General features: G+C 36.9%; 20 protein-coding genes. 13 read left to right on the forward strand and 7 right to left on the reverse strand.

Annotated features, from left to right (window positions below; all coding sequences use genetic code 11):
* Positions 1-116 precede the first annotated feature (116 nt).
* Positions 117-1,400 (reverse strand): acetyl-CoA hydrolase/transferase family protein, encoded by a 1,284-nt coding sequence (locus B9Y84_RS05435; protein ID WP_085516092.1) that lies wholly within the window; start codon positions 1,398-1,400, stop codon positions 117-119.
* A gap of 165 nt (positions 1,401-1,565) precedes the next feature.
* Between B9Y84_RS05435 and B9Y84_RS05440 the strand changes: the two genes are divergently transcribed.
* A complete protein-coding gene (locus B9Y84_RS05440; protein WP_085516093.1) occupies positions 1,566-2,036 on the forward strand; it encodes a hypothetical protein in 471 nt (156 codons plus the stop codon).
* A 36-nt stretch (positions 2,037-2,072) separates the two neighbouring features.
* On the opposite strand, the gene B9Y84_RS05445 is transcribed toward B9Y84_RS05440, so the two are convergent.
* The 5 genes from B9Y84_RS05445 to B9Y84_RS05465 all read right to left on the reverse strand — a co-directional run bounded on the left by B9Y84_RS05445 (position 2,073) and on the right by B9Y84_RS05465 (position 11,845).
* The gene (locus tag B9Y84_RS05445; RefSeq protein ID WP_085516094.1) at positions 2,073-2,483 is read right to left on the reverse strand and encodes an STAS/SEC14 domain-containing protein; all 411 of its coding nucleotides are present in this window, start codon (positions 2,481-2,483) and stop codon (positions 2,073-2,075) included.
* A gap of 159 nt (positions 2,484-2,642) precedes the next feature.
* Positions 2,643-4,106 (reverse strand): glutamate synthase subunit beta, encoded by a 1,464-nt coding sequence (locus tag B9Y84_RS05450; RefSeq protein WP_085516095.1) that lies wholly within the window; start codon positions 4,104-4,106, stop codon positions 2,643-2,645.
* 1 nt (position 4,107) lies between these two features.
* On the reverse strand, positions 4,108-8,631 hold the full coding sequence (gene gltB / locus B9Y84_RS05455) for a glutamate synthase large subunit (RefSeq protein ID WP_085516096.1): 4,524 nt from the start codon (positions 8,629-8,631) through the stop codon (positions 4,108-4,110).
* Positions 8,632-8,854: 223 nt separating this feature from the next.
* Positions 8,855-9,970 carry a PQQ-dependent sugar dehydrogenase gene (locus tag B9Y84_RS05460; protein WP_176223730.1) on the reverse strand — a complete coding sequence of 372 codons (1,116 nt, stop codon included), beginning with the start codon at positions 9,968-9,970 and terminating at the stop codon, positions 8,855-8,857.
* Positions 9,971-10,084: 114 nt separating this feature from the next.
* A complete protein-coding gene (locus B9Y84_RS05465; RefSeq protein WP_085516097.1) occupies positions 10,085-11,845 on the reverse strand; it encodes an AMP-dependent synthetase/ligase in 1,761 nt (586 codons plus the stop codon).
* A 190-nt stretch (positions 11,846-12,035) separates the two neighbouring features.
* Here B9Y84_RS05465 and B9Y84_RS05470 point away from each other — a divergent pair, with 190 nt between their 5' ends.
* Entirely contained in the window at positions 12,036-12,353 is a 318-nt protein-coding gene (locus tag B9Y84_RS05470; RefSeq protein ID WP_085516098.1) for a hypothetical protein, read from the forward strand.
* A gap of 65 nt (positions 12,354-12,418) precedes the next feature.
* On the opposite strand, the gene B9Y84_RS05475 is transcribed toward B9Y84_RS05470, so the two are convergent.
* The gene (locus B9Y84_RS05475) at positions 12,419-12,838 is read right to left on the reverse strand and encodes a nucleoside-diphosphate kinase (RefSeq protein WP_085516099.1); all 420 of its coding nucleotides are present in this window, start codon (positions 12,836-12,838) and stop codon (positions 12,419-12,421) included.
* A gap of 194 nt (positions 12,839-13,032) precedes the next feature.
* Here B9Y84_RS05475 and B9Y84_RS05480 point away from each other — a divergent pair, with 194 nt between their 5' ends.
* The 11 genes from B9Y84_RS05480 to B9Y84_RS05530 all read left to right on the forward strand — a co-directional run bounded on the left by B9Y84_RS05480 (position 13,033) and on the right by B9Y84_RS05530 (position 21,768).
* Positions 13,033-14,076, forward strand: coding sequence for a DHH family phosphoesterase (locus tag B9Y84_RS05480; RefSeq protein ID WP_085516100.1), 1,044 nt, complete (start codon positions 13,033-13,035; stop codon positions 14,074-14,076).
* On the forward strand, positions 14,063-14,995 hold the full coding sequence (locus B9Y84_RS05485) for an FKBP-type peptidyl-prolyl cis-trans isomerase (RefSeq protein WP_085516101.1): 933 nt from the start codon (positions 14,063-14,065) through the stop codon (positions 14,993-14,995). The genes B9Y84_RS05480 and B9Y84_RS05485 overlap by 14 nt, the downstream gene beginning before the upstream one ends.
* A gap of 1 nt (position 14,996) precedes the next feature.
* A complete protein-coding gene (locus B9Y84_RS05490; RefSeq protein ID WP_085516102.1) occupies positions 14,997-15,536 on the forward strand; it encodes an FKBP-type peptidyl-prolyl cis-trans isomerase in 540 nt (179 codons plus the stop codon).
* 12 nt (positions 15,537-15,548) lie between these two features.
* Complete coding sequence (locus B9Y84_RS05495) at positions 15,549-16,046, forward strand: FKBP-type peptidyl-prolyl cis-trans isomerase (RefSeq protein ID WP_085516103.1); 498 nt, start codon at positions 15,549-15,551, stop codon at positions 16,044-16,046.
* A gap of 4 nt (positions 16,047-16,050) precedes the next feature.
* Positions 16,051-16,629: a non-canonical purine NTP diphosphatase gene (locus B9Y84_RS05500; protein WP_085516104.1), complete on the forward strand. Its 579-nt coding sequence runs from the start codon at positions 16,051-16,053 to the stop codon at positions 16,627-16,629.
* Positions 16,630-16,658: 29 nt separating this feature from the next.
* Complete coding sequence (gene udk / locus B9Y84_RS05505; RefSeq protein WP_085516105.1) at positions 16,659-17,276, forward strand: uridine kinase; 618 nt, start codon at positions 16,659-16,661, stop codon at positions 17,274-17,276.
* Positions 17,273-17,965: a potassium channel family protein gene (locus tag B9Y84_RS05510; RefSeq protein WP_085516106.1), complete on the forward strand. Its 693-nt coding sequence runs from the start codon at positions 17,273-17,275 to the stop codon at positions 17,963-17,965. Before udk ends, B9Y84_RS05510 begins: the two co-directional genes overlap by 4 nt.
* A 313-nt stretch (positions 17,966-18,278) precedes the next feature.
* Positions 18,279-19,577: a carboxypeptidase-like regulatory domain-containing protein gene (locus tag B9Y84_RS05515; protein ID WP_085516107.1), complete on the forward strand. Its 1,299-nt coding sequence runs from the start codon at positions 18,279-18,281 to the stop codon at positions 19,575-19,577.
* A gap of 121 nt (positions 19,578-19,698) precedes the next feature.
* Positions 19,699-19,983: a hypothetical protein gene (locus B9Y84_RS05520; protein ID WP_085516108.1), complete on the forward strand. Its 285-nt coding sequence runs from the start codon at positions 19,699-19,701 to the stop codon at positions 19,981-19,983.
* A 278-nt stretch (positions 19,984-20,261) separates the two neighbouring features.
* Positions 20,262-21,176: a patatin-like phospholipase family protein gene (locus tag B9Y84_RS05525; RefSeq protein ID WP_085516109.1), complete on the forward strand. Its 915-nt coding sequence runs from the start codon at positions 20,262-20,264 to the stop codon at positions 21,174-21,176.
* Positions 21,154-21,768, forward strand: coding sequence for a class I SAM-dependent methyltransferase (locus B9Y84_RS05530; protein ID WP_085516110.1), 615 nt, complete (start codon positions 21,154-21,156; stop codon positions 21,766-21,768). Before B9Y84_RS05525 ends, B9Y84_RS05530 begins: the two co-directional genes overlap by 23 nt.
* Positions 21,769-21,812: the final 44 nt, after the last annotated feature.

A 21,812-nucleotide genomic window follows, 5' to 3' on the forward strand; every position in this document is an offset into this window, starting at 1 on the left:
ATTTAAGGATGGTTCAAGTAACAAAACTATAAAAAATGCTGATAGTCAAAAAAATGTCTGACCACTTTAAAGTCAGACATTAATATTTTTTAAGTTTTGGGAGATTTATTATTTAACTATAAACTATTAAACCTTTCAAAAGCCGCTTTTTCTAGCTCTTCTCTTGCATCTGGATGTGCAATAGAAATCAAAGCTTTGGCTCTTTGTTTCAGGTTTTTACCATAAAGGTCAACCACTCCGTATTCGGTTACTACATAATGTACGTGTGCTCTGGTAGTAGTAACGCCTGCTCCTTCCTGTAAGAAAGGCACGATTTTACTCACTCCTTTTTTGGTCGCGGAAGGCATCGCAATAATCGCTTTCCCTCCTTCAGACAATGAAGCTCCTCTGATAAAATCCATTTGACCGCCTACACCCGAAAATTGCATTTTACCAATTGTATCGGCACAAACCTGGCCTGTTAAATCTATTTCAATTGCTGAATTAATAGCTGTTACTTTTGGGTTTCGTCTTATGATAGCCGTATCATTAGTATATGCTGCTTCTTTCATATGAACCAATGGATTATCGTCCATGAAGTCATAGAGTTTTTGTGATCCAACAGCAAAGCAGGTTACTAGCTTGCCTGTTTTCACTTCCTTCTTACTTCCGTTTATCACCCCGCTTTCTACAAGTGGTAGAATTCCATCAGAGAACATTTCGGTATGTATACCAAGGTTCTTATGATTTCCTAAATTTTGCAATGCAGCATTTGGTATAGCACCAATACCCATTTGAAGGGTAGCGCCATCTTCCACTAAGCCGGCAACATGAGCCCCTATTTTCTGCTCAATTTCAGAAGCTACTACTATATTATGTCCATGAATAGGTTCATTTGCCTCAATGGCAAAATCTACCTGACTAACGTGAATAATGCCATCTCCGTGTGTTCTTGGTACATTTGGGTTGACTTGGGCAATTACTAATTTAGCCGTTTGTATGGCGGGAATAGTTACATCTACTGAGGTTCCTAAAGAGCAATATCCATGTTGGTCAGGAGTGGAAATCTGGATAAATGCCACATCTAGTGGTAAAATATTTCTTCTGAATAACCAATGTACTTCGCTCAAGAAAATTGGAATATAATCACCTCTTCCTTCTTGAATCGCTTTTCTAACGTTTCCACCTACAAATGCACTGTTAATTCTAAAAGATTTATAAAAAGGCTCTTCTGTATAAGCAGCCCTTCCTTCTGTATGCAAATGCATGATTTCCACATTTTCCAATGATTGATATCTGTTGGATAGTGCGTCTATCAAAGTTACAGGAGTCATGGCTGCACCTTGAATAAATACTCTGTCGCCTGATTTTACATGTGAAACTGCGTCTTCTGCAGTTACTATTTTTAATGAGTTATCCATTGTTCTTATTGTTTTGCGATTGCAAATTTACTAGCCTTAAGATAAAGATTATTGACCAATACCAAAGAAAAGGTTGATTAATGTCAGGGTTTCTGAGATTAAGGTAACGTTTTATTGAGAATAACAGTTTATTCCTATCTTAGCGGAATATTGGTATTGAACTATATGTCAAATAATTATTTAAATATAAGAAAAGGAATGCTATTTCCTTTTCAATTTCAATTGCTGGGCTATATACTTTTATTGACGGGACTTGCAGTGTTAGTTATTAATATTTTGGCTAGTGTAATTCTTGTTGTAATAGGCGGATTCATCGTCACAGCATATTCAGGAACTGAATTCAAAGAAGGGCACTTTAGAGCATACAATGCTTTCGGTTTTATGAAATTTGGAGAATGGCAGACACTTTCCAAAGTAGAAAAGCTTTTTATTAAGAAGGTGAATACAAGTCAAAAAATGTATGGCCGGGCCAATCAAAGTTCAATAATTAAAAGTATCAGATTTAAAGCTTTTTTAAAGTTTGAAAACGGCAATTCGATTCTCTTTTACGAAACTAAAAACTACAATAGACTGAAAGAGAAGGCAGAAAATATGGCTAGGTACCTAAATCTAGAAATTGTTGATTATTCTAAGTAATGGACTATAGAGAGTCACTAAAATTTCAAGATTGATTTACAATGATTTGGCTTCTTTATTATCTTTATTTAATTCTTGTATCCAGTCATGAGCTTCTTCCATTTTTGAAACTATCTTGTAAGGAACCGGTTGATTTTGAAATGAAAAAATCATTTTTAAGACAGCCCTGATTGCTGTACTCGGGATTACGTATGCGGTACCTAAACAATAGTTTTGCATTAGTTTCCAATGTTGGTTTAACCAAGATGCCTGTTTTTTCTGATGAGATAATTTCGGAATTGTTGCTTTACTAGCATCAAAAATGATTGCTATAGTTTTGCGATCATCGTAACAGCTTTCCACTTCGTCCAAGTATAATTGGAAATTCTCATCTGTGCTTTTTTCTCCCGTAAAACTAACGGTAACAATTGGCATTTGGGAAGAATCGATTTTTGCGTAGGGCTTCATTCTAAAAAGATGTTAGATATCTAGAAACTACGTAAAATTAGTAATGTTTAGATTACTTTTGCTAACGCGTACTTTAGTTGAACTTAAAACAGCTTTTTAACTAAAAGCTATTCATCGAGTTTTCTTGTAGCACTTATACTTGCAATTTAAGCCAGAACATTAAGCGAGATCCGCTACGTTAAAGAAAGAATCATCCTTTGCCGGCAATTCAGTTTTGCCCATCAAATAGTGATCTACTTCTCTAGCGGCTTCTCTGCCTTCCGAAATAGCCCATACTACTAACGATTGTCCCCTTCTCGCATCACCTGCTGTAAATATGTTATCCACATTGGTTTTGTAATCATTGGCCTCAACAGTCCCTGTTTGTGTTTTATGCACGCCAAGGCTATCTAATAAATGATTTTCAGGATGCGTGAAACCTATTGCTAACAATGCCAATTCACAAGGCACATCTCTTTCAGTACCTTGGATTTCCTGCATACTTTGTCTTCCACCTTGATTTACCCACTCAATATCGACTAAAGTAATGTGAGTCAATTCTCCTTTTTCGTTGCCCTTAAATTCTTTGGTCAGTACACCCCATTTTCTTTCGCCACCTTCTTCGTGAGATGATGAAGTACGTAAAGTCATAGGCCATAGTGGCCAAGGATCCGCTTCCCCTCTATTTTGAGGTGGTTTTGGCATTAATTCCAATTGTAACACTGAACTTGCATGTTGCCTGTGAGAAGTTCCTATGCAATCAGAACCGGTATCACCGCCACCAATTACCACCACATTTTTTCCCTCAGCTGATATTTTATCTTTTACTTCATCACCGGCAACTTCTTTATTTTGCATAGTCAAGAAATCCATAGCGTATTGAATACCTTTTAATTTCCTTCCTGGGATAGGTAAATCTCTAGGGACTGTAGATCCGGTGCAAATCACAATGGAATCAAAATCATCTTTTAACATATCAGGATTAATATTTTTACCCACTTCCGCATTTACTTTAAAGCGAACACCTTCTTCGTCCATGATATTGATTCTGCGCTCAACATATTGTTTTTCCAGTTTAAAATCAGGAATTCCATAGCGTAATAAGCCTCCAATTCTGGATTCTCTTTCGAAAACAGTGACCCAATGACCAGCTTTGTTGAGTTGATCAGCGGCTGCTAAACCGGCTGGTCCTGAACCAATTACTGCTACTTTTTTGCCTGTTCTATCCTTCGGCGGATCTGCTTTTATATAGCCTAATTCATAAGCCTTTTCAGCTATGGTTTTTTCAATATGCTCAATGGCTACAGCAGGTTTATTAATACCCAACACGCAACTTGCCTCACAAGGTGCGGGACATATCCTTCCTGTAAATTCAGGAAAATTATTGGTGGAATATAAAATATCGGCCGCTTCTTCCCAGTTTTCCCGATAAACTGCATCATTAAATTCAGGTATGATATTACCTAAAGGACAGCCGGAATGGCAAAATGGGATACCACAATCCATACATCTAGCTGCCTGCTTTTTAGTTTTTACTTCAGGAAATGGCTGATATATTTCCTTGAAATCTTCTACTCTCTTTCTAGGGGACCTGCTATCCGGCAACTCCCTATCAAATTTTAAAAATCCGTCTTGTTGTGCCATATTATGCTACAATTTTTTCCTTCTCTTTTTGTTCCTCGACTTTTTTAGCCTCCAATATGCGTTTGAAATCATGCGGAATTACTTTGATAAATTGAGGAAGGTATTCTTCAAAGTTATCTAGTATTCGATGGGCTTTTTGGCTTCCCGTTGACTGCGCATGATAATTAATGAGGGTCTTCAATTCTTCCACATCTTCTTCCGATGGACTTTCTAAGCCAACCATGGCTTTATTGCAGTTATCCTCAAAATCTTGTTTTTCATCTAATATATATGCAATACCACCACTCATTCCAGCGGCAAAGTTTTTACCGGTTTCACCGAGTACGACTACTCTTCCTCCTGTCATATATTCACAAGCGTGATCGCCCACTCCTTCTACCACGGCTGTAACTCCTGAATTTCTTACTGCAAATCTTTCTCCTGCCATGCCGTTGATGTAGGCATATCCGGAAGTAGCTCCGTAGAAGGCTACATTTCCAATGATTATATTCTCAGAAGCATCGAAACTAGAGTTTTTAGGTGGGTAAATGATTAATTTTCCACCAGAAAGTCCTTTGCCGTAATAGTCATTAGATTCTCCTTCTATCTCAAATGTGACGCCTTGTGCTAAAAAAGCGCCAAAACTTTGTCCAGCAGAGCCTTCAAATTTATATCGGATGGTGTCCTCTGGCAGACCCTCTCCCTTGTATTTTTTACTGATTTCATTTGACAGAATAGCGCCAACTGCTCTATTGATATTGCGAATCTGGAAAGTGGAACGTATAGGTTTCTGACTATCCATTGCCTCTTTGGCTGTTTCCAGTAGTTCCCAATCTAGTACGTCTTCTAGCTCGTGTTCTTGCTCTATTTGTTTGAAAACCCCCACTTGTTCTGGGATATTTTCCTGATACAGGATTGGGCTCAAATCTAGATCTTTTAATTTCCAGAAAGGCACATCATTTCTGATTTTAAGCACCTCAGAATGTCCGACCATTTCATCAATAGTTCGGAAGCCCAATTGGGCCATGATTTCACGTAAATCCTCAGTTAAGAATTTGAAGAAATTCACCACATGCTCAGGCTCACCAGTAAATAATTTTCTTAGTTCGGGATTTTGTGTAGCAACTCCTACCGGGCAGGTGTTGGTATGACATTTTCGCATCATAATACAGCCTTCCACTACAAGTGCTGCAGTGGAGATTCCCCATTCTTCAGCGCCCAAAAGTGTGGCGATTGCTAAATCTCTACCTGTACGCATCTGCCCATCTGTTTGGACGGTAATGCGGCTTCTCAGATTATTTTTCACCAAGGTTTGGTGCGCTTCTGCTAAGCCCAGTTCCCATGGCAAACCTGCATGTCGAATGGAGCTAAGTGGCGATGCCCCCGTCCCGCCATCTGCGCCTGAAATCAAAACAACATCTGCATTAGCTTTAGAAACTCCCGCTGCCACAGTGCCAACCCCAGCTTGTGAAACCAATTTCACATTGATTCTCGCAGCCCGATTAGCATTTTTCAAATCAAAGATTAACTGTGCTAAATCTTCAATAGAATAAATGTCATGATGTGGAGGCGGTGAGATTAATCCTACTCCCGGCGTGGAATGCCTTACTCTTCCGATCCATTCATCAACTTTATGACCTGGTAACTGTCCCCCTTCTCCGGGCTTGGCTCCTTGGGCCATTTTAATTTGCAATTCATCAGCATTGGTCAAATAATAACTGGTTACGCCAAATCTACCTGAAGCTACTTGTTTGATGGCAGAGCGTTCCCAATCTCCATTGGGTTTAACCTCAAATCTCACTTCATCTTCTCCACCTTCTCCACTATTACTTTTAGCGCCAATTCTATTCATAGCGATAGCTAATGTGGAATGGGCTTCATGAGAAATAGAACCAAATGACATAGCACCAGTGGCAAATCTTCTCATGATTTTTTCAGCTGGTTCCACCTCTGATAAAGAAATAGGAACTCGCTTTTTGAAATCAAAGAGCCCTCTTAAAGTGAGTGTATCTTTAACTTGATCATTAATTTTGGAAGCATATTTCTTGTATAAAGAGAAATTAGCCGTCTTGGTCGAATGCTGAAGCAGATGGATGGTTTCTGGATTGAAAAGGTGCTTTTCACCTCTTTGTTTCCATTGATATACACCGCCAACTTCAAGACCTTTCTTGACGTGCTCATTTTTAGGGAAAGCTTGCAAATGTCTGACCAAAACTTCTCTTGCTAAGCCATCAAAATCAATTCCTTCAATTCTAGATATAGTGCCGGTGAAGCATTTTTCGATTACGGTAGAATGCAGGCCTAGGGCTTCAAATATTTGTGCGCTTTGATAAGATTGCAAAGTACTAATACCCATTTTGGATAAGATTTTCAATAAACCGTATCCAATGGCAGTTTGATAGTTGGCAACGGCTTCTTCCTTAGTGATGTCCTCACCTAAAAGCTTTTTATCATGTAAATTTTCTATGGATTTGATGGCCAGATATGGATTGATAGCACTGGCTCCATAGCCGATAATCGTTGCATAGTGATGTGTTTCACGAACATCTCCAGCCTCTACAATTAGACCGGTCTTAGTTCTTAAGTTCTTTTTTACCAAGTGTTGGTGCACAGCACCTGTTGATATGAGCGAAGGAATAGGGGCATGATTTTCATCTATGTTTTTATCGGAAAGAATTAAGACAACTTTTCCGTTATTGGCCGCATCTTCTGCTTTTGCACAAATAGCATTTAGGCCTTCTTCTAATCTGCCAGGAGCTCCATCAGCATTAAATACGCAATCGATGATCTCGTAATCAAAGCCGATATCTTTCAAATACATGAATTTGGCTATATCCGAATCAAGCAAAACAGGTTGTGATATATGTACTTGTTTTGCATGTGCAGGCGTTTCCTCCAAAATATTTAAACTTTCCCCTACTCGGGTGAATAAGGACATCACCATTCGCTCACGAATCGGGTCAATTGGCGGGTTACTCACTTGTGCAAAAAGCTGTTTGAAATAATTAGCTATATGTTGGCTTTGCTTGCTCAAAATAGCTAAAGGCGTATCGGCACCCATAGAGCCAATAGGTTCTGTCGCACGAACTGCCATATCTGCTAAAATTACTTTTAGCTCTTCGGAAGTATATCCGTAAGCCTTCTGTTTTCTTAGCAGGATATCTCCGGAGATCTTTTCAGTTTTGATTTCTGGAACTGGAAGGTTTCTCAATTTTACTCTATGAGCGATAATCCAATCTTGATACGATTTATTAGCCGTAACTCCTTCCTTGATCTCTTCATCAAATAGGACTTTTTGTTTCTCGATATCAGCCATGAGCATTTTTCCAGGCTGCAGCCTACCTTTTTGAATCACATCATCTGATGCAACTGGTAAGGCTCCAGCCTCTGAAGAAACGATCAATCTTCCGCTTTTAGTAATGCAAAATCTGGAAGGACGTAAGCCATTCCTATCTAAGGTAGCCCCAACTTTTTTGCCATCTGTGAATATCAAGGCGGCAGGACCATCCCAAGGTTCCATTATGGAAGCATGATATTTATAAAATGCCTTGCGGTCTTTGTCCATCATGCTATTATCTTGCCAAGCTTCCGGAACCAACATCATCATAACATGTTCCAAAGGTCTGCCGTCCAATACCAACATTTCTACTATTCCATCCAAATTGGCAGAATCTGAATGTTCTGGATTGGTTACCGGCAATAATTTTGCTAAATCTTCATCCGTAAAAACTTTGGAATCAAAATTGGCTTCCTTGGATTTCATTTTGGTGACATTTCCTCTAATGGTATTGATTTCACCATTGTGGGCAATAAAACGGAAAGGCTGTGCCAGTTTCCAATTTGGGAATGTATTAGTTGAAAATCTTGAATGAATAATTGCAAAGGCAGATTTGAACCGCTCATCCCTTAAATCATCAAAATACTCTCTCAGTTGATTGGTTCTTAATTGACCTTTATAGATTACAGTATTAGTAGACAGACTGCAAACATAGAATGCTTTGTTGTTTCCTTGTACATTATGGCCAATGAAGTGAGTACTATAATTTCGTAAGACAAATAGCTTTCTTTCTAATTCATCTACAGTGATCTCATTATTCGCTTGAATAAATACCTGCTCAATGATAGGCTCTACTGGCTTTGCACCTGCACCGGGCACTTTTTCGTTGACTGGAATGGTTCTGTAACCTAAAATTTTTAAATCTAATTCTAGGGCATGTTTATCTAATATAGCTTTACATTCCTCTGTAACCTTTGTCATTTTGGAGAAGAAGAATACGCCTGTACCTACAGGTTTATTATCGTCTATGGAAATATTGGCGTCTTGGGAAGTCCATTTGATGAAATGTTCATCAATCTGCAACATGATACCAGCTCCATCACCAGTTTGTTTGTCAGCCCCAGTTCCGCCTCGATGCTCCATATTTTCTAACATATCCAGAGCATCTTGAATAAGTTGGAATTCTTTTTTTCCATTGATATTAACGATGGTGCCTATTCCGCAGGCATCATGTTCAAAAGCTGAATTGTAAAGAGAATTATTGTGCATAAATTTGATAGTCAGTCAATTGTAAAGTATAATTTACTGATAAATACTAATCCAAAAAAGTAAAAAATGTTCGAATTTAGTGTAGATACTTAGTGTCTAAGTTACACTAACCAACTTTCATATGCAAATTTAAGTTCAGGGGTAAATGTTAGATTTGCTAATATATAAAACAGCCCTACACGATTTGAGCGAGATAGAGCAGTTTTTAAGTACTAAAAAAAAATTAATTTTTTGGCATGAGTTTAACGATTTTTCCTGGGCCTTCCACAGCAACGTAAATGTAGCCATCTGGACTTTCGGCTACATGCCTCACTCGGCCAATGCCCTCTAATAGTTTTTCTTCTTTTACATAGTTGCCTTCACCATCTAATACCACTCTATTTAAATATTGGAATTTAAGTGAACCCATCAGTATATTGTTTTTCCATTCTGGATACCGGTCACTTGTAACGAAAGTCATCCCACATGGAGCAATCGATGGATCCCAATAATGAACGGGTTGCATCATACCCTCTTTTTGGGTTTCATCCGTAATGATGCTGCCATCGTAATCAATTCCGTAACTAATTTCAGGCCATCCGTAGTTTTTGGCTTTCTGAACAATGTTTAATTCATCGCCTCCCTTAGGACCATGTTCGTGTGCCCAAAGTTCGCCTGTTTGTGGATGAAATTGCATTCCTTGAGGATTTCTGTGGCCATAGCTCCAAATGCTATGTTGCGCATCTGGTATTTGTACAAAAGGATTATCATTCGGAACGTCCCCGTTTTCATGTAATCTATGTACTTTCCCAAAAGGATTCCCAACGGATTGTGCATTATCCATTTCGCCTCTTTCACCTATAGTGAAAAATATATAGCCATCTTTAAAGTCTATTCGGGAGCCAAAATGAACCCCAGAACGAGTTTTTGGGAATGATTCAAAAATCAATTCTTTGTTCACTAAGTTGTCACCTTCTAATTTGGCTCTCATAATGGCTGTACTTCCACCACCATCACCTGGCTTTGAAAAGCTAAAGTAAATCCAGCCATTGTTTTCATAATCTGGATGCAATTGGATATCCAATAGTCCGCCTTGATTATTAGCGTATACTTTTGGAACCCCATTGAGTTTTTTGCCTGCATATTGATCATTTTCAATTACCAATATTTCTCCGCTGAGTTCTGTTACAAGCATTCTGCCGTCTGGGAGCCATGTCATTCCCCAGGGATTGTCTAATCCATCTGCAATGGTTACTACTTCAAAGTCTGCCGCAGCTTGTTGTTTTTCCGGGTCTGCTTGACAAGAAAGGACAATCAGTAAACTGAATAACAGTGTTGGTATAAAGATCGAATTTTTCATAGTTGATGATTTTTGCTACCTACTAGTATACCTAATTGATCAAAATATGTTGGATAACAGCGCTGATCGTCTCCAATAAAGCGAATCTATCATATTAAATAAAGACACTCTTTCCTATCCATTATAAATACTCTCAATCTCTTTTTGGTAGTTCCCTTCAATAATTTTCCTTTTTAAACTCAATTTCGCGGTGAGCTCGTGATTCTCTACCGTCCAAGCCTTTGGCAATAAAACAGTCTTTTTTATTCTTTCATATTGCGCAAATTGCTCATTGGATTTATCAATCTCCTTCTGAAATTTATCAATGATGTTTTGCTGCTCCACCATTTCTGCATCTGAAGAATACGCTATTCCTTTATGATGGCACCATTCTCTTAAAGCATCAAAATTTGGAACAATTAAAGCACCTGGGAATTTTTGCCCGTCACCTACCACCATCGCCATTTCTATCAAAGTCGATTCTTTGAGTTTATTTTCAATGTATTGTGGAGCAACATATTTTCCACCTGATGTTTTAAACATCTCTTTTTTACGATCTGTGATTTTAAGGAATTTTCCATTGACCATTTCTCCAATATCACCAGTGTGAAACCATCCATCTTTGTCAATTACCTCATCTGTTTTTTCAGGTTGATTATAATAGCCTTTCATTATGTTCGGTCCTTTAGCCAGAACTTCTCCGTCTTCAGCAATCTTTATTTCCACACCAGGTAAGGCAGGGCCCACTGTTCCAATCAACATGTCTTCTTTATTATACCTGTTGAAGGCAATACCAGGCGAAGTTTCGGTCAAACCATAAGCTTCCAAAACTGGGATTTGTGCGGACCAGAAAATAGTAGCTAATCGGGGTTGCAGAGCAGCTCCACCAGAAGCAATCAATTTTATATTTCCTCCAACTGCTTCTCTCCATTTACTAAAGATGAGTTTGTTGGCTAATTTTAACTGGAAGTTATACCAAGCCCCTTGATTTTTATTTCGATCAAATTTGTGCCCCAAATTCAAAGCCCAGAAAAATAATGATTTCTTAATGCCGGTCAGATCCATTCCTTTGGCTACAATCTTATCATAGATCTTCTCCAGTAATCTAGGAACGGTGGTGAACATGTCCGGCTGAACCTCTTTTAAATTATCTCCAATCTTCTCTAGATTTTCAGCATAATAAACCGCTACACCCCTGTAAAGATAAAAGTATACACTAGTTCTTTCGAATATGTGGCAAAGGGGTAAAAAACTCAGCGATTTTTTTAATCCATCAACATCTAAATTTTCATTAACAGCTTTTGCATTGCTCAATACATTATGGTGAGTCAACATTACCCCCTTTGGATTTCCAGTTGTGCCTGAAGTGTAAATCAAAGTAACCAAATCTTCAGGTGTTACAGCATCTCGATATTCTTGTAAATCGGTTTGATCTGTCTCACCAGATTCTTTTAATTCAGTCCATTGCGGAACGCTCTGCAGTTTATCAAAAGAGTAAATATTTTTAATAAACTCAAGTCCTTCTGAGGCTTTTTTTACTTTATCATAAAGCTCTTGATCTTCTGCAAAAACATATTTCAACCCTGAGTCCTCAAAAATAAACTTATAGTCTTTAGGCGTTATGGTAGGGTACATTGGCACACTCACTGCACCTATCTGCTGAAGTGCTAAGTCGATAAAATTCCATTCTGGTCTGTTTGAAGAAACTATTCCTACTTTATCGTTTTTGGCTAATCCCAATTTTAGAAAACCGCGAGAAATTGCGTCTACTATATTAATAACATCATCTGTGCTGTAGTTTTTCCAAACCCCATCATATTTATAAGAAAAAGTGTCGTTTAATGGATTGTTGGCTTTTTGATAATCCAATAAATCAAACAGTCGAGTAGGTTCCATAGTGTAGAGAGATTTAAATTTTCATTAATATAAATGAAAAAAGAGCTATTGCCATTCAAAACAAAAGGAAATTTTAAATTTTGGTATAAAATTAATTTAAACCTTACAACTTAGCGTAAGTTCTCCATAGGTTATTGATATATATTCATAATTATTCAATATATTTGATAACATCAAAATGTAATAACTCATGGATTTACTAAAAACCGGTATTATTATTTTATTACTAGGTGCGTTTTGCACATTTGATGTTTCAGCCAAAGAAAAAGAAGAGAAAGAGAAGGCAAAAGTTGAAGCAGAACCCGATAAAAAGAAATGTGATAAGAGCGATTCTTTAAGTAGCTTACGAAATAGAGCAGTAGTAAAAGACAGCCTAAATGAAGAAAAGAGCAATGCTCCAAGTTCAATGTCTTCAATGTCTTACAATATTTTATTTCAAGTGATCTATAGATACAGTTTTAAAGAGATTTTTGATTCTCCAGCAGCATCAGAAATTGTCACTAATTAAATCGAAAAGAGACATCTACTAGCTCGCAAATGCCTCTTTTACGTTTGTAAATTGAAAGTCTTTACTTAAAACTTTTCAATGTCTGCAAAGAAGAAACTTCCTTCGATTTGCGCATTTTCATCAGAATCAGAACCATGAACTGCATTTGCTTCTATAGAAGTAGCAAATATTTTTCTGATTGTTCCTTCTTCAGCATCAGCAGGATTAGTTGCACCAATTAATTTTCTAAAATCTTCAACTGCATTATCTTTCTCCAAGATCATTGCCACTATATTTCCACTCGACATATAAGCAACTAAATCCTTATAGAAAGGACGCTCTTTATGAACGGCATAAAATTGCCCAGCTCTTTCTTCGCTTAATTTTGTCATTTTCATAGATACAATTCGGAATCCACCTTCCTCTATCATTTTAGTGATTGCGCCTATGTTATTTTCACCCACTGCATCGGGCTTAATCATCGTAAATGTTCTGTTTCCAGCCATTGTGTTTATTTTATTGATTTGAATAAATTATGGTGCAAATTTAAAGGATTAATCTGATATGAAATATTATATTTCCTTAAACTCATTATGAATTCATTTTTTTCATCAAGTCACAGTCCTTTAGGCGTTTGTTTTTCATGATTTTCTTGTCAACTTTGCAAATCAATTTAATCCCCACAGGGTTAATCTGATTCATGCAGGATATTTTAAAGTTAAAAGAGGTTTTAGAAACACCTCAAAATATTGTAATTACAACCCACCAAAAACCAGATGCTGATGCGTTAGGCAGTAGCTTGGGGATTTATAATTACCTCGTCAGGACTGGACATAATGCCACGGTGATCACACCTACAGATTATCCCAAATTCCTTCATTGGATGAAGGGCAATGAGAATGTCATTGTGTTTAACGAAAACGGGAACGAAGAAAAATCAAGAAAGCTTGTGGAAGAAGCTGACCTCATTTTTTGTTTAGATTTTTCTAATCTTAAACGAATTAATGAGCTAGGAGATGCAGTTGGGGCTTCCAAAGCACATAAAGTATTGATTGATCACCATCGTGATCCTGATGACTTTGCTGAATATGCTTACCATGATGTTGATTCAGCTTCAACAGCTCAATTAATTTTTAAATTAATTAAATTATTTGGTGATAAAGAACAAGTGGATAGCGATACTGCAGATTGTCTCTATGCTGGTATCATGACTGATACGGGATCTTTTAAGCATCCAAACACGACACAAGAAGTTCATGAAATAGTAGCGGAATTAATTAGCTTAGGGGCAAATAATTCAGAAGTTTCCAGATTGATATACGATACTAACTCCTTAGATCGTTTGAAATTCTTAGGCTTTGCCTTGAGCGAAAGACTAACAGTTTTTGAAAATGAGCGTGCAGCTTATTTCGCCATTTCGATGGAAGATTTAAAAAGATTTAATTCCAAAACAGGAGATACGGAAGGATTGGTAAATTATGCGCTGTCGGTTGATGGTATAACAATGGCAGCGCTTTTCACCGAAACCGAGGATGGGACAAAATTATCTTTAAGGTCTATAGGCGACTTTGAAGTGAATGCATTAGCGGGAGAGTATTTTAAAGGTGGGGGGCATAAAAATGCGGCCGGAGGAAAAGTGGAAATGAGCTTGCAAGAAACTGTAAATTTATTTGATAAAATTATAAAGGAATATTCGTCACAATTACAAAACAGAGAAAAAATAGAAGTATATGAACAATTATAAAAACTTAGCAATTGCATTGATATCAATTATGTTGTTGGGAGCTTGCAATAGTGAGAAAAAAGAAAAAACAGCAGATGGAGTAGAATACGTATTAGTTGAGTCTGAAAATGGCGCTAATTTTGAGGAAGGAGATTTTGCTATCTTTTCCTTGAAACTAGTTGATAGCAAAGATTCTGTTCTTTTAGATAGCGAAGAAGTAGGAGAATTGCCCGTGCAAATTAATGATTCTATTCTGTCCAAAAGAGGGCCATTATTTTCCATTTTGAAAGAATTGCAACTTGGAGATAGCATCAAAACAAAGCTTACAGCAAGTCAGGTGTTAACAGAAGGTTTTAATCAGCCAGTGGCAGAGGACAAAGAAGCAGGTGAAAATTTGACAGTTTATGCGAAAGCGATTCAAAAACTTGATACTGCTGGGTTTATGGAATGGCAACAGCAAAAAAGAGCTGAGGCTATGGAGAAGATGAAGGAGGATGCGGAAAAGCAAAAAGGCATTGATGATCAGTTAATCAAAGATTTTTTATCTAAAAACGGAATTGAGGCAGAAAGAACAGAATCTGGCTTGTATTATATGATTACAGAAGAGACTTCTGGTGAGAAGCCGGCACCAGGTGATACTGTGAGCGTAAATTATGTTGGAAAATTAATGGATGGAACGGTATTTGACACTTCTTTCGAGGACATAGCTAAAGAGGCTGATATTTACAATCCAGAAAGAGAATACGGACCGATAGAGATTCCGATTGGAAAAGGAAGAGTAATAAGAGGATGGGACGAAGGCATAATGCTACTTAATGAAGGAAGTGAAGCTACTTTATTCATCCCGTCAGGATTAGCATATGGATCTCGCGCAGCTGGCGCTAAAATTCCGGCAAACTCATCATTGGTATTTGATGTTGAGCTAGTGGAGGTAAAATAATATGAAAAGGATACTATATTTTATGATAGCAGGGCTCATGGCAGTCCTGTTTTCATCTTGTGATGAGGATTGTGAAAATGAAAGAGGAGAATGTCCTGAAGAACAATTAGCTAAGGATGTTAATATTATAGAAGAATACTTAGCTGAGAATAATTTAACTGCAGAGAGAGATCCTTCTTATGATTTATTTTATATAATCGAAGAAGAGGGAAGCGGCCCAAACCCATCTAATGGCGAACAGGTAGAAGTAAATTATGTTGGAAAATTCCTTGATGGAAAGGTGTTTGATACTTCTATTGAATCTGTGGCTCAAGATGAAGGAATATTTAGTGCATCAAGAACTTACGAACCTTTCAGTTTCACTTTGGGACAAAGACAAGTGATTTTAGGTTGGGATGTAGGTATCAAATTATTGAATGAAGGAGGTAAGGCTACATTAATATTACCTTCCTATATGGCCTATGGTCCGAGAGGTGGAGGTTCAATACCGCCAAATACTGTTTTACTGTTTGAAGTAGAATTAGTGAATATCAACAATTAAAAATCATCAAGAATGATCAAGTATTTGTTATCGTTAAGTGTAATACTTTTAGGTTTTGTTTCTTGTCAGTCTGAAGTTCAATGTAATGAGTCTCCTGAGATTTCAGCTGATCAAGCGAATTTGGAAACTCAAATTAGCGAAATAGAATCTTATTTAGAATCTGAAGGGATAGAATACAGGACTCACCCTTCTGGTATCAGGTATTCTGTTATTGAATCTGGTACTGGCAATTCTCCTAATTTCTGTTCAGGTGTAGCAATTGATTATGAGGGAAGAGTTTTAGGCAATGATGAAGTATTCATTTCAGGAATTGGGACTCAGATTTCATTACGATCTAATCAGGTGGTAGCAGGTTTTAAGATTGCGCTTAGTTTAATGAACCGCAGTGCTGAATATAGATTGTTTATTCCGGGAGAGTTACTGATCAATAAGGGAATTAGTGAGGTTGTCCCAAGAAATATACCAGACGGAGACAATGTTGAGTTTCGTGTTAGACTAAATAGTTATTAATACTGTGAAACTTTGCTTCGCTACCAATAATGCCAATAAAATCAAGGAAGTATCCCATCTTCTAGGAGTAGAGTTTCAGCTACTCAGTTTACAGGATATAGGTTGCCATGAAGAACTGAGAGAAGATCAAAGTACCTTGGAAGGTAATGCTCAACAAAAAGCTGCTTACGTTTTCGATAATTACAATATCAGTTGTTTTGCAGACGATACCGGTTTGGAGGTGGAGGCTTTAAATAGCGAACCTGGAGTTTTTTCTGCTCGCTATGCCGGGCCTCAGCGTTCGGATGAAGATAATATGGCGCTACTGTTGGAGAGACTGGATGCATCACCAAATAGGCAAGCTAGATTTAGAACGGTTATTTGTGCATTCATTGGAGATCAAAAACATTTCTTCGAAGGGATAGTAGAAGGGGAAATAGCCTCGGCCCATAATGGGGATGAAGGATTCGGTTATGATCCGATTTTCATTCCAAATGGTTATTCGCAAACATTTGCTCAGATGAGCTTAGAAGAGAAAAATAAAATTTCACATCGATCGATAGCTGTGAGAAAACTAGTCGATTTTTTACAAACAAATTCATAAAGCGCATATAAAACAGTAGTTTTGCATTCATGATTAATCCATTCATTGTAGGCATCACGGGAGGAAGTGCATCAGGCAAAACGATGTTTTTGAAAAGTTTGCTCGACCATTTCCCGAAAGATGAAATTTGCTTAGTTTCTCAAGACAATTATTATAAAGATCGACATCTACAACCGAAGGACGAAAATGGTGTGGAAAACTTCGATACTCCCCAGTCAATAGAGTTTGACGATTACGCTCGTGATATCAAAATGCTCAAAGAGGGTAAGGCAGTGAGTCGAAAGGAATATACATTTAACAATCCTGATGTCGTGCCTAAGATGTTGGAATTCAAGCCTTCCAAAATTATAGTGGTGGAAGGATTATTTGTTTTTTATTTTCCAGAGCTTGCGCGCTTGCTTGATCTGAAAGTATTTATCGATGCTAAGGATTACGTAAAGCTCAAAAGGAGAATTATGAGAGATAATTCAGAACGGGGTTATGACCTTGATGATGTCTTGTATCGTTATGAAAAACATGTAGCGCCTACCTATGAAAAATATATTGATCCTTTTAAATATGATGCCGATATAATTGTTCCTAATAATAATAAATTTGATAAAGGCTTAGAAGTTTTAGTATCTTACCTCAAAAATGTGAGCTCATGACCAATCGCTTTGCAGTAATCGGATTAGGACAGTTTGGTGAATCGATCGCTAGAACATTAAGTGATAGTGGTGCAGAAGTGTTAGCTATCGATATTGATCTTGACAAGGTGGAATCAATAAAAGATGATGTGGCTTATGCAGTTGCTTTAGATTCCACTGATGTGAAAGCCCTTAAAGCGCAAAACATTCAGGATATGGATGCTGTGGTTGTGGCCATAGGTGAGAATTTTGAAGGGCTTTTATTAACAACTGTGCTTTTGTTAGAGTTGGAAGTAGAGCGTATTATTGCCCGTGCAGCCAATGCTCAGCAACGTATGATTTTGGAAAAAATGGGTGTGGAGGAAATTCTTTCCCCGGAAGAAACCGTGGGTAAAACCGTTGCAGAAATGCTCTTGCATCCCAATATGAAATCATTCCTTCCATTGCCTGATGATTATGAAATAGTTGAAATTAATACTCCTAATAGAGTAGTGGATCAAACCATCAGCGAAATAGGTCTGCGAGAAAAGTATAACCTTAACTTGATTACGGTTAAAAGGCTATATGACGAAAAAGTGGAGGGCGAATTAAAACAGGTAGAACACATCATAGGTGTTCCAAGAGCTGATACCTTCCTTAAAGAAACCGACATCATGATTCTTTTGGGCAAATCGAAGGATGTGAATAAGTTTATTGAGGTGAATAAGTAGGCGACTTTAACATTTTAACGTTTCGGTGGTTCATACAATACTACTTTTTAACCTAAAGAGACCATGCAGAATTCCACCTTTGTAAAACTTCTACTCCTTATCGTTTCCTTTGGCATCTTTTTGTTCAATTCTACCTACGGTATTATATCCGTAATAGTGATGCAAGGAACTATATTTTTACTAGAGTACAGGAAAAGAAAACTCAAGAAGTGATATTGTAAGGGGCATAAGCTAGAAAGGTATCTTATTTCTCTAGTTGATTTAAGTATAATTTGTAAATTGGTTTCAACCTTAAATTTTACTGCCCTACTTCATGAGAATTTTATGCTTTACCTTACTGTTTTTTTTCTTCAATACAGTACTTTTAAAATCTCAAAATACGAAGCTCGAATACAAAGAGATCAGTGGGATTTTATTGTCCAAGGCTGACTCATCCACTATTCCTTTTGCTAATATCCATTTAAAAGGCACCATGATGGGTGCTCATTCCAATGAAGCAGGACAATTTAGCTTTCGCTTTCCACTAAAAGAAAAGTATGATACTCTAGTGATTTCAAGCATTGGCTACGAGGATTTGGAATTGCTGGCCTCCAATTTAAGAAGCCAAGAGTTGAATTACTATTTAAGCCCAGAAGAGGGGATGCTTGAAGAAGTAATAGTTCAGCCTACAAAAGATACACTTCGGGCTATTGTAGGCGAGGCCGTAAGAAAAATCCCATATAATTATTCACGAAGGTCATTTCTATTGAAAGGTTTTTACCGCGAAATGGTAGTGAGGAACAATAGCTATGTTCGTTTACTAGAGGCAGCAGTTTCCGTACAGGATAATGGTTTTGATGTTCCCTATAGTCGCTTAAAAATCCGTTTGGATGAATTAAAAAAGAGTGAAGATTATATGGACTATAGTTTCTTTGAAAAAGTTTATAAATACTTCTTGAGTGGGGATGAAAATAATTTGTATAAGTCTTTTGAGTTTGATGGTATCAGAGGATATAACCGATATGAAGAATACAAATTATTAAATGATATCTACAGTAGATATGATTTTGAGTTAGATTCGGTTATTCAGTCGAGTGAAGGATTGATATATGTTTTAAGTTATTTTTCTCCCTCTTTCCACCTTGGAGGCCTTCAATCATTCGGAAATATATATATTAATGCTGATGATTTTGGAATATTAAAGTTGGAATTTAATAGTCAATTTTTCGCAGTTGAAGATTCCAATGAAGCTAGATTTAGTAAGGATCAAGAGAAATTGTTTTTGAATAGTATTTATAAACAATCAGTTGTGTCGTATAGAAAAATCGGTAAAAAGTATTATTTAAGTTATATAAAATGGAAAGCACCAGTAAGAGATGCCTGGCAAACAGAAACGGAAGATGGAGAAAATGCTGTACAGTTTTATGATGCCGCTTTTTACGTAACGGATGTAAAGACCAGAAGAAGAGACTTTAGAAGAGTTAAATATAAAGAAACCATGGCGGTGGATGAAGACTTATTTGATGTCGAAAAGTCCTATAATGAGGAATTTTGGAATAATTTTAATTCGGTAATCATTGATCCAAAGCTTGAAAAGGCTAAAAGAGATATAGAAGAAATGGACTCTCAATAAAGAATTGCTTATACTGTCCCTAAAAAGACGTTAGCAATCCACTTTCATTCTTCTTAAAAACTTTAGAAGCAATCAACAATGCAAAAGCTTTTATATTTCAGGAAATTAAAGTATTCTTAATATGAAATTTATTAAATTCCTAAGCAAAATTGGATATGCTGCTACAACATCCTTTGGTCTTGCAGCATTAATTACTGGATTTATTTCTGTAATTAGGTTAATAATAAGCTATAAATCTATCCAGAGTTTTTCTGAAGCAATGGAAATAAATCATTCAATTTTTAAAATATATGTAGTGCCTTTAAGTATGTCTATATTTGCTCTACTGTTAATTATCTACAGTATATTTGCTGTTTTGGGCAAAAGAAGATTAATAGACCAACAGCTGCCATTTAAAAAACTCTAAATTCATTTGCTTATTTCAAATTCAGGATGAAAACGCTCAAAATATTATTGCAAATAATCATTGCGATATCTTGCCTCTATTTTTTTACTGTGCACATAACAGATCAACCGATTTTATACGGGGTGGAGTTATCGTTTATATTTCCATTACTAGTTTTTACACTAGCAATTGCTGCTTTAAAGTTTGTGAGAAAGAGTAAATGAAGCTTTAGAGAATGAAGCCTATTTTCCTTCTCTTATTTTTCCTAACTTGCTAATCAGCCAAATTTTTTAATTGAAATGAAACAAAAAGTAGCCTTAGTTTTAGGTAGCGGTGGCGCCAGAGGTGTTGCCCATATTGGCGTAATTGAAGCCTTGGAAGAAAATGGATTTGAAATTTCTTCAATTGCAGGCTCAAGCATGGGAGCGGTTATTGGCGGACTTTATGCTGCCGGAAAAATGCAAGAGTATAAGGAATGGGTCACACACTTTGATAAAATTGATGTTTTTAAATTGTTGGATTTTACTTTAAGTCTGCAAGGTGTAGTTCGGGGGGAAAAGGTATTCAAAGAAATGCGAAAGCTGTTAGGAGAGTTTAATATTGAAGATTTTTCTACACCGTTTACTGCAGTAGCTTCAAATATCAGAACGCAAAGAGAAGTACTTTTCTCGGAGGGGAATTTAATGGATGCTTTGAGGGCGTCTTGCGCCATTCCCACTGTTATGACTCCAGTTTATCATGAAAATGAGGAAATTGTAGATGGTGGTGTGCTCAACCCTATTCCTTTAAATCGAGTAAAAAGAACGAAAGGGGATATCTTAATTGCCGTGGATGTTAATGCGGCCATCCCATTTGAAAAGAAGGTGGCTGTCACTGCAGAGGAAGTACAACAAGATGAAAAGAATAGACAATTTCTGGATGAATTTACAGATCGTATTAAAAGATATTTACCAAAGAATAGTGGGAAAGAGGCAAGCACCACTCCTAAAAAGCTAGGATATTTTGACTTGCTCAATAGATCAATAGATTTGATGCAGGAGAAAATGACCAGTCTACAAATGGAGCTCATTAAACCTGATATGCTAGTGCAAATTTCTAGAAATTCATGCGGAACTTTTGAATTTTACAAAAGCAATGAATTAGTGGAAATTGGAAACGCGGCATTTAAAAAATCTTATAGCCAATATAAAAATGGATTGGAAAGAACTGAATAGTGAACTAGGTAATATTGATCTTTACTGGCTTGATTTCATTTTGAAAGGGCATTTACCCAAAGATGCTAAAATATTGGATGCTGGTTGTGGTGAGGGTAGAAATCTCACTTACTGCTTTAAAAATGGTATGGATGTATTTGGTGTAGATCAAAATCCTGAGGCAATTCAGTTTTTAAAGTATTTTTCCAAGCAGTATGGAGTCCAAGATAGGGAGGCTAGGTTTCAGGTGATGAAGCTGGATAAAATTCTTTTCCCTAGTGAGACTTTTGATGTGATCATTTGCAGTGCCGTATTACATTTTGCTAAAAGCAAAGAATATTTTAGGGAAATGATAAAAGAATTAGTTCGCTTGCTAAAGCCAAATGGTAAAATGTTCATTCGAACTATGACAGATCGCTATATGGCAGAAGGCACTATTAAGATTGACCAGAATATTTATCAGCTGTCCGATCATCAAGTGAGGTTTGCAATGAATGGGGAGATATTTGTAAAAGATTTAAGCACTCTTAAATTAGAATTGATAGAGCCTTTTAAGGAAATTGTAGTTAATGGCAGGTACTCTATGGGAACATTTATGTTACAAAAACATTAATAAAATACTTCGAAATTTATTACATCTTAAATGACTCCTCAATT

This window comes from Marivirga sericea (assembly GCF_900177665.1).
Lineage (GTDB): Bacteria > Bacteroidota > Bacteroidia > Cytophagales > Cyclobacteriaceae > Marivirga > Marivirga sericea.